The organism is Nocardia carnea (assembly GCF_029869215.1).
GTDB classification, from domain to species: domain Bacteria; phylum Actinomycetota; class Actinomycetes; order Mycobacteriales; family Mycobacteriaceae; genus Nocardia; species Nocardia carnea_B.
This window is the reverse complement of the sequence record NZ_JARWPM010000394.1, coordinates 22214-34052: the sequence shown is the minus strand read 5'-3', so window position 1 is coordinate 34052 and position 11839 is coordinate 22214. Positions and strand designations below refer to the sequence as shown.

General features: G+C 70.0%; 14 protein-coding genes. 6 read left to right on the top strand and 8 right to left on the bottom strand.

Annotated elements, in window-relative coordinates; all coding sequences use genetic code 11:
- On the bottom strand, positions 1-864 hold an 864-nt coding region (locus QH276_RS28765), incomplete at its 3' end, for a TIGR03619 family F420-dependent LLM class oxidoreductase (protein WP_280406960.1).
- Positions 865-1186: 322 nt separating this feature from the next.
- Between QH276_RS28765 and QH276_RS28760 the strand changes: the two genes are divergently transcribed.
- Together QH276_RS28760 and QH276_RS28755 are read left to right on the top strand one after the other, a co-directional pair.
- Positions 1187-2149, top strand: a complete 963-nt coding sequence (locus QH276_RS28760) for an acyl-ACP desaturase (protein WP_280401282.1) — start codon at positions 1187-1189, stop codon at positions 2147-2149.
- A gap of 130 nt (positions 2150-2279) precedes the next feature.
- Positions 2280-2924 carry an endonuclease gene (locus QH276_RS28755; protein ID WP_280401281.1) on the top strand — a complete coding sequence of 215 codons (645 nt, stop codon included), beginning with the start codon at positions 2280-2282 and terminating at the stop codon, positions 2922-2924.
- Positions 2925-3032: 108 nt separating this feature from the next.
- Here QH276_RS28755 and QH276_RS28750 read toward each other — a convergent pair whose 3' ends face one another.
- From QH276_RS28750 to QH276_RS28730, 5 genes are all read right to left on the bottom strand, one after another.
- A complete protein-coding gene (locus tag QH276_RS28750; protein ID WP_280401280.1) occupies positions 3033-3749 on the bottom strand; it encodes an MBL fold metallo-hydrolase in 717 nt (238 codons plus the stop codon).
- Between the two features lie 171 nt (positions 3750-3920).
- Complete coding sequence (locus QH276_RS28745; protein ID WP_280401279.1) at positions 3921-4610, bottom strand: YczE/YyaS/YitT family protein; 690 nt, start codon at positions 4608-4610, stop codon at positions 3921-3923.
- A gap of 136 nt (positions 4611-4746) precedes the next feature.
- Complete coding sequence (locus QH276_RS28740) at positions 4747-5637, bottom strand: Vgb family protein (RefSeq protein ID WP_280401278.1); 891 nt, start codon at positions 5635-5637, stop codon at positions 4747-4749.
- Positions 5638-5658: 21 nt separating this feature from the next.
- Positions 5659-6537 carry an alpha/beta fold hydrolase gene (locus tag QH276_RS28735; RefSeq protein ID WP_280401277.1) on the bottom strand — a complete coding sequence of 293 codons (879 nt, stop codon included), beginning with the start codon at positions 6535-6537 and terminating at the stop codon, positions 5659-5661.
- Between the two features lie 127 nt (positions 6538-6664).
- Positions 6665-7024 (bottom strand): Rv2640c family ArsR-like transcriptional regulator, encoded by a 360-nt coding sequence (locus QH276_RS28730; protein ID WP_280401276.1) that lies wholly within the window; start codon positions 7022-7024, stop codon positions 6665-6667.
- A gap of 95 nt (positions 7025-7119) precedes the next feature.
- Between QH276_RS28730 and QH276_RS28725 the strand changes: the two genes are divergently transcribed.
- Genes QH276_RS28725 through QH276_RS28710 form a run of 4 tightly spaced genes read left to right on the top strand, consistent with a single transcriptional unit; the run spans position 7120 to position 10760 of the window.
- Entirely contained in the window at positions 7120-7629 is a 510-nt protein-coding gene (locus QH276_RS28725) for an ArsI/CadI family heavy metal resistance metalloenzyme (RefSeq protein WP_280401302.1), read from the top strand.
- A gap of 16 nt (positions 7630-7645) precedes the next feature.
- Positions 7646-8875 carry an MFS transporter gene (locus tag QH276_RS28720; protein ID WP_432278810.1) on the top strand — a complete coding sequence of 410 codons (1230 nt, stop codon included), beginning with the start codon at positions 7646-7648 and terminating at the stop codon, positions 8873-8875.
- Positions 8872-9954, top strand: coding sequence for a flavin-containing monooxygenase (locus tag QH276_RS28715; protein ID WP_280401275.1), 1083 nt, complete (start codon positions 8872-8874; stop codon positions 9952-9954). Before QH276_RS28720 ends, QH276_RS28715 begins: the two co-directional genes overlap by 4 nt.
- Positions 9951-10760 (top strand): alpha/beta fold hydrolase, encoded by an 810-nt coding sequence (locus QH276_RS28710; RefSeq protein WP_280401274.1) that lies wholly within the window; start codon positions 9951-9953, stop codon positions 10758-10760. Before QH276_RS28715 ends, QH276_RS28710 begins: the two co-directional genes overlap by 4 nt.
- On the opposite strand, the gene QH276_RS28705 is transcribed toward QH276_RS28710, so the two are convergent.
- Both QH276_RS28705 and QH276_RS28700 read right to left on the bottom strand, forming a co-directional pair.
- Entirely contained in the window at positions 10757-10987 is a 231-nt protein-coding gene (locus QH276_RS28705) for a hypothetical protein (protein WP_280401273.1), read from the bottom strand. The two genes, QH276_RS28710 and QH276_RS28705, sit on opposite strands and share 4 nt — an antisense overlap.
- Positions 10988-11427: 440 nt before the next feature.
- A complete protein-coding gene (locus QH276_RS28700; RefSeq protein ID WP_280401272.1) occupies positions 11428-11838 on the bottom strand; it encodes an arsenate reductase ArsC in 411 nt (136 codons plus the stop codon).
- Position 11839 lies beyond the last annotated feature (1 nt).

The window sequence follows — 11839 nt, the reverse complement described above, 5'->3', positions numbered from 1 at the left end:
CGGGCCCCGGGGGGGCCCCCGCTCGGGGGGGGGGGGGGGCTTTTTTTCGGGGGGGGGGGGGGGGGGGGGGGGGGTTTGTGGTTGTGGGTTGTTGGGGTGGGCGGGGGGCGGGCGGGGGGGGGGGGGGGGGGGGCCCCCCGGGGCGCGGGCGCCGTGGGGGTCGCGGGGGCGGCCCGGGCCGAGTACCAGGTCGAACCGGCCGGGAAGTTCGACGGTATCCAGCATCGCCCGCAGGTCGGTGAGGGGGAGCCCGAACGGTACCCAGCCGTCACCGAACTCGATGGCGCGCCGCAGGGAGCGCCGGGTCCGCCCGCCGATCCACAGCGGGACCCGTGGCTGCACCGCGTGCGGTCGCACCAGCAGATCCTGGTAGTCGTAGTACCGGCCGTGGTACTCGGGCCGCTCTCGGGACAGGGCGGCGCGCAGCGCGGCGAGCGCCTCGTCGGCGCGGGCGCCGCGGTCGGTGAACGAGGCACCCAGCAGGTCGAACTCCGCGCGCAGGCTGCCGATACCCAGGCCCAGCACGAGCCGCCCACCGCTGACCAGATCGAGGGTGCCGTAGCGTTTGGCGATCTCGAGCGGATGGTGGTAGCCGAGGACCAGCACCTGGGTCGCGAGCCGGATACCGGCGGTACGGGCCGCGAGAAAACCCAAGGTGGCCAGCGGATCCCAATAGGTGCCGCCACGCTCTTCGGCGATATCCACCGGGACGGCGATGTGCTCACTACAGGTCAGGTGATGGAAACCCAATCGGTCGGCGGTTTCGGCGATACGCGCGAGTTCGGCGATACCCGCGCCGCGTTCCCAACCGGCGGTTGTAGCGGGATGGGTGACGACTATGGGCGATGAGATCCCGATCTGCATGCTGGCGTATCTCCGCTGCTGGTGGCCGGTTCGACAAGGTCGGCGTCCGTTCTACCGCGCCGTCCGGCACCCGGGCCGCCGCCGTCCCGGTGGGCGGCACCTCGGAGCCTGTCCGGCGTCGCGCCGGGCAGCGGGTATCGTCTGCACCGGCTAGGTAGCTGTCAGCAGGACCTGCGCGGTCTGCGGGGATGTCACGCCGCGCGGGAGTGTGTGTTCGACCCCGATCCGGGAACGTCGAGCGCGGTATGCGGTGGTATCGGGCCGGCCGCGCCATCGTGCGGATTCCGGATCGTTTTTCCGAGGACGAACCGAGAGGATCTGCATGGGACGCGATATCACGCAGTACGAATTGCTGGTCGAGCTGGAACCGGTGGTCGCCGAGAATCTGGATCGGCACCTGGCCACGGCCAAGGACTGGAATCCGCACGACTACGTGCCGTGGGACGAGGGCCGCAACTTCGCCGCCATGGGCGGTGTCGACTGGGATCCCGAGCAGTCTCGGCTGTCGGAGGTCGCGAAGGTCGCGATGATCACGAACCTGCTCACCGAGGACAACCTGCCCTCGTATCACCGGACGATCAGCGAGCATTTCTCCCGCGACGGCGCCTGGGGCACCTGGGTGGGCCGGTGGACGGCGGAGGAGAACCGGCACGCCATCGCCATGCGCGACTATCTGGTCGTCACCCGCGGGGTCGATCCGGTGGCGCTGGAGAACGACCGTATGGTGCATATGACCCGCGGCGTGCATGCGCCCGAGTACTTCCACGGCATGCTCGACCAGGTCGCCTACGTGACCTTCCAGGAGTTGGCCACCCGGATCAGCCACCGCTGCACCGGAAAGGTCTGCGAGGATCCCATCGCCGACCGGATGCTCAAGCGCATCGCCACCGACGAGAACCTGCATATGATCTTCTACCGCAACCTGGCCGCGGCGGCGTTCGACCTCGCTCCCGACCAGGCCATGGAGTCGGTCACCAAGATCGTGACGGATTTCGCCATGCCCGGTAGGGGAATGCCGAACTGGCGGCGCAACGGGGTCCTGATGGTCAAGCACGGTATCTACGATCTGCGTCAGCATCTCGACGAGGTGCTCATGCCGGTGCTGCGCATCTGGAATGTTTTCGAACGCACCGATTTCACCGCGCGCGGTGAGCGCAGCCGTGAGGAACTGGGCGAATATCTCGCCAAGCTGGAAAAGGATGTCCTGAAGTTCGAGGAGCAGCGGGCACGGTTGCTCGCCCGTGAGTCCGCCCGTGCGGAGCGGGCCGCCGCGGCGGTCGGCTGAGCCCGGCGCGTTCGGGTGCGGCGACCGGGTCCGCCGGGAGTGGCACCCGCACCGGCGCCCGGTACCGGCCGTGCAAGGCAGTGTGGATCGCCGGGCACCGGGTATCCGGGCCGACGGAAAAGGAGGCGCCATGAGCCAGCGAGATACCGTGCACGCATTGCTCGACCGGGCGGGTAGCACCTACGCCGCCGAAGCGGGGATAAAACTCGACGACAAACCCGCACCGCTGTTCCAGCTGCTGATGCTCTCCGAACTGCTCAGCGCCCGGATCTCGGCCGATATCGCCATCGCGGCAACGGCGGAACTCGTGCACAGCGGCTACCGAACCGCGCACAGGGTCGCCGACGCCGACTGGCAGGACTTGGTCGACGCGCTGGGGCGCGGCCACTACCGCCGCTACGACGAGCGGACGGCCACTCAGCTCGGGGAGATCGCCGGGAAGGCACTCGAGAAATACGACGGCGACCTGCGCAAACTCGCCGAGGAAGCCGATCACGATATCGACCGCGCCGGGGAGCTGCTCCAGCAGTTCACCGGTATCGGCCCCACCGGCGGCGATATCTTCCTGCGCGAGGTGCAGGATGTCTGGCCCTGGGTACGCCCGCATTTCGATCAGCGGGCGGTCCGCGGGGCGCAGCGCGTCGATCTCCCCGCCGATCCCGGCAAGCTCGCCGGCCTCGCCCCGCGCAGCCATGCCGCCGAGCTGGCCGCGGCGCTGGTGCGGGTCGGGCTGGACGACGAACTGGCCGAGGAAGTCCGGGAGGCCGCGCACTGATCCGCGGGCCGGATCTGTGCCTCGGGTTTCCGGTCACCGTACCGCCGGCAGTCGGGCACCCGGGGTGTACAGCGACGAGACCGGCTGCGCGGCCGGTGACCCGGTCTCTCAGCGCGTCATCCGCTCCTGATAAACCGTGGCGAGATCATGGAGCGCCTGCTCGCAATCCCCGGTGTAGCTGGACCCGTGCATCACTGCCAGGGTCGTGGGGCGGAGGGCGGCGAGCCGTCGCAGTGCCGCGGGGACGGCGGGACCGATCGAGGTCGCGTGGAAGACATCCTCGGCGACCGTCGCGGGTTCGACGAGGTCGGTATCGGTGAGTGCCGGCCCGTCACCGAGCTGGGTCATCAGGTCACCGCAGAACAGCACCCCGGTGGTTTCCTCGTACAGGACCCGCGCCTCCCAGTTGTGGGGTGCGTGCGGGGTGTCCAGATGCCGGACCCGGCGGTCGCCCAGTTCGATCACCTCACCGTCGGCCAGCCGCCGCGGCGGCCGGTCGGCCATATCGTCGATCGATACCAGGCAGCCCAGTCGGCCGTGTGCGACCTCGGCCCGCGGGGCGGCGGCGAGGAACTGGTTCATGGCCCCGCATTCGTCGGCCTCCACATGCCCGAAGGTGATCCAGCGCAACTCCTCGACCGGCCTGATCCGCGCGACGGCGGCGGCCACCAGGGGGAACAGGGCACGCATTCCGGTGTGGAACAGCAGGGGTTCCTCGGCGTCGACGAAGAATTGGTTGAACGTGAATCCGGTGGGTCCCACCTCGGGAACGTAGGTGGAGAAGCGGTAGATGCCGTCGGCGATTTCGTCGGTTCGGGTTTGCATTGGAGACGTCCTGGTCGTATCGATCCCCCGGTCGCAGCACCCAGCGCGGTCGAACAGCGAACGATCAGTTTACTCCCGTCCGGCACGCGGCAGAAGATCCGAATGGGTCCGGCGGGAACCGCGCGGCCCACGGGCTCGGACGGAAACGCGTCTCGGCAGGACGGCCGCAACTCACGGAACAGGGCGGACGGGGGTATCACCGCACCGGGTTCGCTCCTGTTCCGAACCGGCCGCCCGCGCCGCGGCCGGTGACCGATCCGGCGCCGGTGCGGTAGTCGCGAATCCCGGCAACCATCCGTTCACCAGCGGAATCATCGCCTGGATCAGCGGTCCGATGGCCACCGCGAAGACCACCGTGCCGAGGCCGACACCACCCCCGAGCAGCCAGCCGGTGGCCAGTACCGAGACCTCGATCGTGGTGCGTACCAGGCGGACGGACAGACCGGTCCGGCGCACCAGCCCGGTCATCAGCCCGTCGCGGGGTCCGGGACCGAGCCCCGCGCCGATGTACAGAACACTGGCGAACGCGTTGAGGACCACCGCGAGCACCATGGCCCCCAGCCGCACCGGCATCGACTCCCACTCCGGGAGCAGCCACAGCCCCATATCGACGGAAACCCCGACCAGTACCACATTGCTCACGGTGCCGAAGCCGGGCCGCTGCCGCAGCGGAATCCAGGCCAGTAGCACGACGGCGCCGGTCACGATGGTGACCGTCCCGAAGCTCATCGGCAGGTGCCGGGTCACACCCTGATGGAACACATCCCACGGGTCCAAACCCACTGCGGCGCGGATCATTACGGCCATGGAGAACCCGTACAACCAGAGACCGGCGAACAGTGCCGCGAGACGTCGGATCATACGATGAGCATGCCGGGTGGCCGGACCACTCGTACAGGGCCAGTCATGCGGCGCTGGACCCTGTCCGCGAGGGCGGAGAGGGTCCAGTGGGTCGAAACGCCACGCGTGCCGGGAGATGCTTCGGCCGTCGACCGGGTCAGGGCGCCACGCGGGCCACCGCGCCGATTTCCAGGGCCGTCCACACCGCGCCGTCGGGGCCGACGGTGAGGCCGTGTGGTTCGGATTCCGTTGTGGGCAGGTCGTATTCGGTCAGGTTTCCGTCCCGGGTGATCCGTCCGAGGCGGTTGGCACCCCATTCGGTGAACCAGCAGTCACCGGCGGCCGGGGCGACGACCGCATGTGGTTTCGCCGCCGGATCGGGCAGCGGGAACATCGTCATCGTGCCGCCGGGGTCGAGGCGGCCGATCCGGGCGGCGGCGATATCGGCGAACCACAGGGCGTCCGGGCCGGATGTGATGCCGACCGGTGCGCCCGCATCGGGCAGTGGGTACCGGGTGATCGTGCCGTCGAGGTCGATCCGGCCGATGGCGTTCGCTTGGTTGAGGGTGAACCACATCGCCCCGTCCGGACCGCAGGTGATCATGGACGGGAAGCCGCCTCGGACGGGGAGGACGACATGGGTGATCTGTCCGCCGGGCGTGATCCGGCCGATCCGGTCGGTGTTCATCTCGGTGAACCACATGGCCCCGTCCGGACCGGCGCAGATCCCGAACGGTCCGCTGTCGGACGGCAGGCCGAACGCCGTGACCTCGCCGTCGGTGGTGATCCGCCCGATATGGCCGTCGCCGGATCGGGCGAACCACAGGGCATCGTCCACGCCCGTTGCGATAACGGTCGGCCGGCATCCGGCGGGGCCGGCCGGGTAGCGGTCGAGAGCGCCGTCGACGGTGAGCCGGGCGATTTCGCCGCTCTGGGCCAGCGTGATCCAGAGTGCGCCGTCGGCGCCCGCGGTGATGCCGTAGGGCCCCGCCGCGGCGTCGGCCACCGGCAACTCCTCGACGATGCGACTCTGGGCTTCTTGTGTCATGGACGGACCTTCCGGTTCGGTTCATTCGGTGGCAGTGCGGACCTGGTGCACCAGGTCGAGAATGATCGAGGCGAGCTCGGCGGGCCGGGTCATCGGCAGGTTGTGCCCACCGTCGATTTCGATCAGCCGCCGGCCGTGCCCGGCCCGGACCACCGCGCGGACCTCGGCGGCGCGGGGTGCGTAGAAGCCGTCCGTGGGCAGCACGATCGTGAGGGGGCACTCGATCCGTTCGTACACCTCCACGCTCGGATACACGGCCGCCTCGGGGTCCGGCGCCGCGGTGCGCGCGATCTCTTCTACGGTCGGCCGGCGCACATACTCTCCCTCCGGGCCGGGCGCGAAGCTGCGGCGCATCACCTCTCGGACCAGTTCCGGCCGGGCGCCGGCGTTGAGCGGATCGGTATCGGTCTCGCGCACGCACTGCTCGATGTAGTCGAGCATCGGGCCTTCGGCGGCACGCCACCCGTAGCGGAACATCTCGCGTAACTGCCGGGCCGCGTCGGGGCCGCGCCACTGCGCGTCGGCGCGCACCGCCGTCGCGCGATCGTCGAGAACGAGGCCGTCCACCACGCACAACGCCGCCGGATCGACCACGCCGGCCGCCGTCGCCGCCGCTATCGCGTACCCGCCGGTGGAATGCCCCACCAGAACCGGCCGCTCCCAGCCCAGGGCGGCCACCACAGCGCCGAGATCACGCCAGTACTGTTCGGCCGTCCGGGAATCGGCCGCGGTCTGCCCGTGGCCGCGCAGATCGAACGCCACCACACGGCACCGCGTCACCAGCTGCGCCGCCACCTCCGACCACGCCGCACTGTTGTGGCCGCTTCCGTGCACCAGCAGTACGCCGGTGCCCGCGCCGCCGAAGTCCACCCCCGACAACGCCCCGCCGGATACACGCACCCTGACCTCGGATCCCAGCACAAGCCGGTACTGTGCCCGCCGCAGCCACGGTCACGCAACTTGTTATCCCGGCACGGACAGCGGTGAAGGTACCCGTGCGATCCCGGCGGCCGGGCCTTTCGGCCGGCTACCGGCAGCAATTCGGGTCGAGTACCACGCACAGTGCGGCGAGTGCGTCGCGGTGGACGCGGTGGACGACGTTCATGCCCTGGCGTTCGGAGTTCACCAGCCCGGCCTTGCGGAGCTGGCCGAGATGGTGGCTGACCGTGGATTCCGACAACCCGACCGCGTCGGCGAGTTCGCCACCGTTGCGCCCCGCCTCCGGGCTCGCCAGCAGCAGCGACATCAGCTTGACCCGGACCGGATCGGCGAGGGCCTTGAGCCGGAGCGCGACGTGCAGGGCGGCTTCGTCGTCGACCGGCCCGGCGGCTACGGGTGGGCAGCACAGGGGAGTGGTCATGTCGATGACGGGTAGCGCTTTGGGCATGAATCCATCCTACTCACGATATTGACTTATGTCGAAAAGGTGGCAGACTGACCGCTGCCAGTAATTCGATATATGTCACACAGGTGGTGGTCATGATGTCACGTGTTCAGCTCGCGCTCAATGTCGACGATCTGGAGCAGGCCGTCGAGTTCTACTCGGCCCTGTTCGGAGTCGCGCCGGCGAAACGCAAGCCCGGCTATGCGAACTTCGCGGTCGAGCAGCCGCCGCTGAAGCTGGTCCTCATCGAGAACCCTGGTCAGGGTGGCAGTGTGAACCATCTCGGGGTGGAGGTGGAGTCCTCGGAGAAGGTGCATGCCGAGATCGCGCGTCTGTCGGAGGCCGGTCTGTTCACCGAGGAGCAGATCGCGACGACCTGTTGCTTCGCCACTCAGGACAAGGTCTGGGTGACCGGCCCGAACGCTGAGCGGTGGGAGGTTTACACCGTGTTGGCCGATACCGAGCACTTCGGTACCGAACCCCGGTTCGCCGGCAAGGAGGACGCGGAGGCGGTGCAAGGATGCTGCGGCACCGGTGCCAGCGATTCCGCATCGGAGGCGGAGGTCGAGTCGGACGTGGCATGCTGCGCCCCGGCCGCCGCCCGGTAGACGCCTGGGTTCCGGCGTGACCGATGTGGAGACCGCGCCCGCGGCAGCGGTGGATGTGTTGCCGCGGGCGGGGCGCCGCCGGGTGCTGGCGGTGCTGTGCCTGACCCAGATATCGAGCTGGGGAATCCTGTATTACGCGTTCCCGGTGTTGTCGGTGTCGATCACCCGCGAGGCGGGGTGGTCGGCGCCGGTGATCACCGCGGCGTTCTCGCTCGGTCAGCTCGCGACCGCGCTCACCGGGATCCCGGTCGGCGCGGTCATCGACCGGACCGGCCCACGGCGGGTGATGACCGCCGGATCGGTACTCGGGGTAGTAGCGCTGGTCGCGATCGCGTCCGCCCCGAACCTGGTCGTGTTCTATCTGGGCTGGCTGGCGGCCGGGGTGGCGATGGGGGCGGTGTTGTATCCGCCGGCGTTCGCGGCGTTGACCCGCTGGTGGGGGCCGCAGAGTGTGACCGCGCTGATGGTCCTCACTCTGGCCGGTGGTTTGGCGTCCACGGTGTTCGCGCCGCTGACGGCCGCCCTGGACAGCAGCGTCGCGTGGCGCGGCGCCTATCTCGTCCTCGCCGCGGTCTTGGCGGTGCTGACGATCCCGGCGCATTGGTTCGGGTTGCGGGCGGTATGGCCGGAGCCACCGGCCCCGACAGTGGCTGCGCATGCCGACCACTCGCAGATTGCGCGCAGCCCGCGCTTCGCTGCGCTGGTGGTGACCATGTGCTTGGCGGCGTTCGCGAGCTTCGCCGGCATCTTCAACCTCGTCGCCCTGCTCCAGGAACAGGGCTTCAGCGCCGGGTTGGCGGCGACCGCGCTCGGGCTCGGTGGCGCCGGGCAGGTTTTGGGCCGCATCGGGTATCTGCCGCTGGCCCGCTACACCGGGGTCACCGCCCGCACCGTCGTGGTGCTGGCCGCGCTCGCCGTCTCGACCGCGCTGCTGGGGGTGGTGTCGGCGGTGATCGTGTTGATCGCGGTCGCGATCGGCGCAGGGCTGGTGCGCGGGATTTTCACGCTGATCCAGGCCACCGCGATCACCGACCGGTGGGGCGCCACCCACTACGGCCGGTTGAACGGGTTGTTGTCGGCGCCGGTGGTGATCGTGTCCGCGCTGGCTCCGTGGGCGGGCACCGTGCTGTCGGCGTGGACGGGCAGCTACGCCCACACCTATCTCATCCTCGGCGCCGTCGCTGCCCTCGCCGCGGCGATCGCGCCACTGACCAGAGTCCGTGTTTCGAAGAAAGAGATGTTGTGACAAGCGAATACGACTATGACGCGGTGGTCATCGGCGGCGGTCAATCCGGCCTCGCCGCCGCCCACCACCTCACCGCTCGCGGCCTGAACACCGCGGTCCTGGAAGCCTCGCCGGAGGCGACCGGGTCGTGGCCGCGCTATTACAACAGCCTGACCCTGTTCTCCCCGGCCCGCTACAGCGCCCTACCCGGCCGGGCGTTCCCGGGGGATCCGGACCGGTACCCGCACCGCGATGAAGTGATCGACTATCTGCGCTCCTACGCCGCGGCCCTGGACGCCGAGATCCACACCAGCACTGCTGTCGAGTCCGTCGCCGCCACCAGCGGTGAGGATTTCGCGGTCACCACCGGATCGGGTGCGGTGTTCACCGCGCCGCGGGTGATCGCGGCGACCGGGTCGTTCGGTTCCCCGTTTCTGCCCGCCGTGCCCGGCCGGGACGAGTTCGGAGGCCGGGTCCTGCACGCGAGCGAATACCGCCACCCCGGCGAGTTCGCCGACCAGCAGGTGATCGTGGTGGGTGCGGGGAACTCCGCGGTGCAGATCGCCGCCGAACTCGCCGAGCGGGCGCGGGTGGTGCTGGCCAGTAGGGCGCCGGTGAAATTCGTGCCGCAGCGGCCTCTGGGCCGGGATGTGCATTTCTGGTTCACCGTCACCGGGTTCGATGCCGCCCCGCTGGGCCAGATCGTGAAACAGGCGCCGACGCAGCCGGTTCTCGATGACGGCCGCTACCGCGCCGCGCTGGCCGGCGGGCGACCGGAGCGGCGGGAGGTGTTCACCGCGTTCACACCGGAGGGTGTGGTGTGGCCGGACGGTACCCGCACCCTGGTGGATGCGGTCATTTTCGCCACCGGCTACCGCCCGCACCTGTCGTATCTCACTGGCACCGGGGCGGTGACCGAGGCCGGGGTGCCGCGGCAGCGGTTCGGGCTGTCCACGACTCACCCGGGGCTGGGGTTTCTGGGGTTGGAGTGGCAGCGGACTCCGTCGTCGAACTCGCTGCGCGGGGTCGGCCGGGATGCGGCCTATCTGGTGCGGCGGCTGCGGCCGGTGACGGCGCAGCAGCGGGCGCACGCGCGGTGACCAGCGCCTCGGTGGACACGGTCGCGCAGGGGTTGGTCCGCGGTGGCCGGGTGTTGTCGGCCGATGGCACTCCGATCACCTATCTGACCCTCGGTGCCGGGCCGGTTCTGGTGGCGGTGCACGGTGGCCTGGGCAGCGCGGTGAGCATGCTGGGGCTGGCGGGCCACCTCGCCGAGCACTACACAGTGGTCGCGGTGAATTGCCGTGGTCACGGCACCTCCGGAGCCCCGCAGTCGCCGCCGGATATCGCGCACGAGGTCGCCGACCTCACCGCGGTGATCGACGCGGTCGGCCCGGTCGAGGTGTTGTTCGGTTACTCCTACGGCGCGGTCCTGGCCCTGGAAACCGCGCTGCGCGCACCGGATCAGGTGCGGCGGCTGGCGGTCTATGAGCCACCGTTGCCGGTCACCTACCCGATCCCGGACCTCGCGGCGGTGGATGCAGTGATCGCGGGCGGGGACTACGAGCGCCTGATCCTGGACGCCTCCGCAGTATCCGGCGGATTCTCCCCGGCCGAGCTGGCCGCGCTGCGTGCTGATCCGTTGTGGTGGCACAAGGTCGCCCAGGCCCCCACCCTGGCGGCGACGTTGCGGGTGCTGGCCGGCCTGGACCCCGACGTGGGCCGCTACGCCGCGATCACTGTCCCGACCACGGTGATCACCGGCACCACCAGCGCCGACTACATCCTCGACGCCGCGAACCGGCTCACCGGTGCACTCGCGGCCGCGACACGGAAAACGCTGTCGGGACAAGGCCATCACATCGACCCGGGCGTCCTGGCCCGGGCACTGCTCCCGGACAGCTAGGCAGTGAGTGTGTCGAGGCGACGGCCGATATCCGGCCACCAGGTGGTGGCGACCCCGTAGCCGACGAGGCAGCCACCGAGCTGACAGACCGCGATCACCAGCGCCGGGGCCGGTTCCAGTCCGAGGACGACTGCGCCCGCGACCACGGCCGGGTTGCCGAGGAACCCCGACCCCGTCACCAGGAGCACTGCGGCGGCCAGTGCGCTGGCACCGGAACGCGTGCACACAGCCCGGGGTGGGCACTGCCGGAGGGGTGATCCCGGCCAGGAAACACCCCACCACCAGCACACCGGCCACGGCCATCGCGGCCCCTACCTGGCCGAGGATGTGGCCGGCGAGCTGATGACCGGACAGGCTTCGGCGGCCTTCCAGCAGGGCATCGGCCACCATCAGCAGCGGGTTCCACCGCGGCGCCCGGCTCCGGAAAAGCGCGGCGCAAACGGCCAGGACCGTGATCGTCACGGCTGCGGCGAGCCCGGCGCGGGCCGCGGCATGTCCTGGACTGGCCAGGTGTGTTGTCCACCAGCCCGTCACCAGCGCCGCCATCACCACCCCGGTACCGAGCAGATCCGCGCGATACCGCGCAGCCGCCCCCCGCACCGAGGCTCGGTGCGGGCGGGGCGCCGGTCATCGCTTCTCCCTTGACCGTGGTCGGCTCGGTGGGGGTTCAGGCGTGGGCAGCCAGCAGCTCCGCGATGAGCGCCTCGACCCGGGCGCGGATCTCGTCGCGGATCGGGCGCACCGCTTCCACACCTTTGCCGGCCGGATCGGCCAGGTCCCAGTCGCGGTAGCTGATACCGGGGAACACCGGGCAGGTGTCACCGCAACCCATGGTGATCACCACGTCCGAGGACTGCACCGCGTCCGGCGTCAGGATCTTCGGGGCCTGGGCGGTGATATCGATCCCGACCTCGGCCATGGCCTCGACCGCGGCGGGATTCAGCTGATCGGCGGGCGCACTGCCGGCGGAGCGAACCTCGATCGCCCCGTTCGCGAGGTGGGTGAGGAATCCGGCGGCAATCTGGGAGCGCCCGGCGTTGTGGACGCAGACGAACAACACACTCGGCTTATCGGTCACA

Coding starts and splice junctions, on each gene's coding strand:
- QH276_RS28760 (WP_280401282.1), top strand. CDS start 1,187: ATGGGACGCGATATCACGCAGTACGAATTGCTGGTCGAGCTGGAACCG.
- QH276_RS28755 (WP_280401281.1), top strand. CDS start 2,280: ATGAGCCAGCGAGATACCGTGCACGCATTGCTCGACCGGGCGGGTAGC.
- QH276_RS28750 (WP_280401280.1), bottom strand. CDS start 3,749: ATGCAAACCCGAACCGACGAAATCGCCGACGGCATCTACCGCTTCTCC.
- QH276_RS28745 (WP_280401279.1), bottom strand. CDS start 4,610: ATGATCCGACGTCTCGCGGCACTGTTCGCCGGTCTCTGGTTGTACGGG.
- QH276_RS28740 (WP_280401278.1), bottom strand. CDS start 5,637: ATGACACAAGAAGCCCAGAGTCGCATCGTCGAGGAGTTGCCGGTGGCC.
- QH276_RS28730 (WP_280401276.1), bottom strand. CDS start 7,024: ATGCCCAAAGCGCTACCCGTCATCGACATGACCACTCCCCTGTGCTGC.
- QH276_RS28725 (WP_280401302.1), top strand. CDS start 7,120: ATGTCACGTGTTCAGCTCGCGCTCAATGTCGACGATCTGGAGCAGGCC.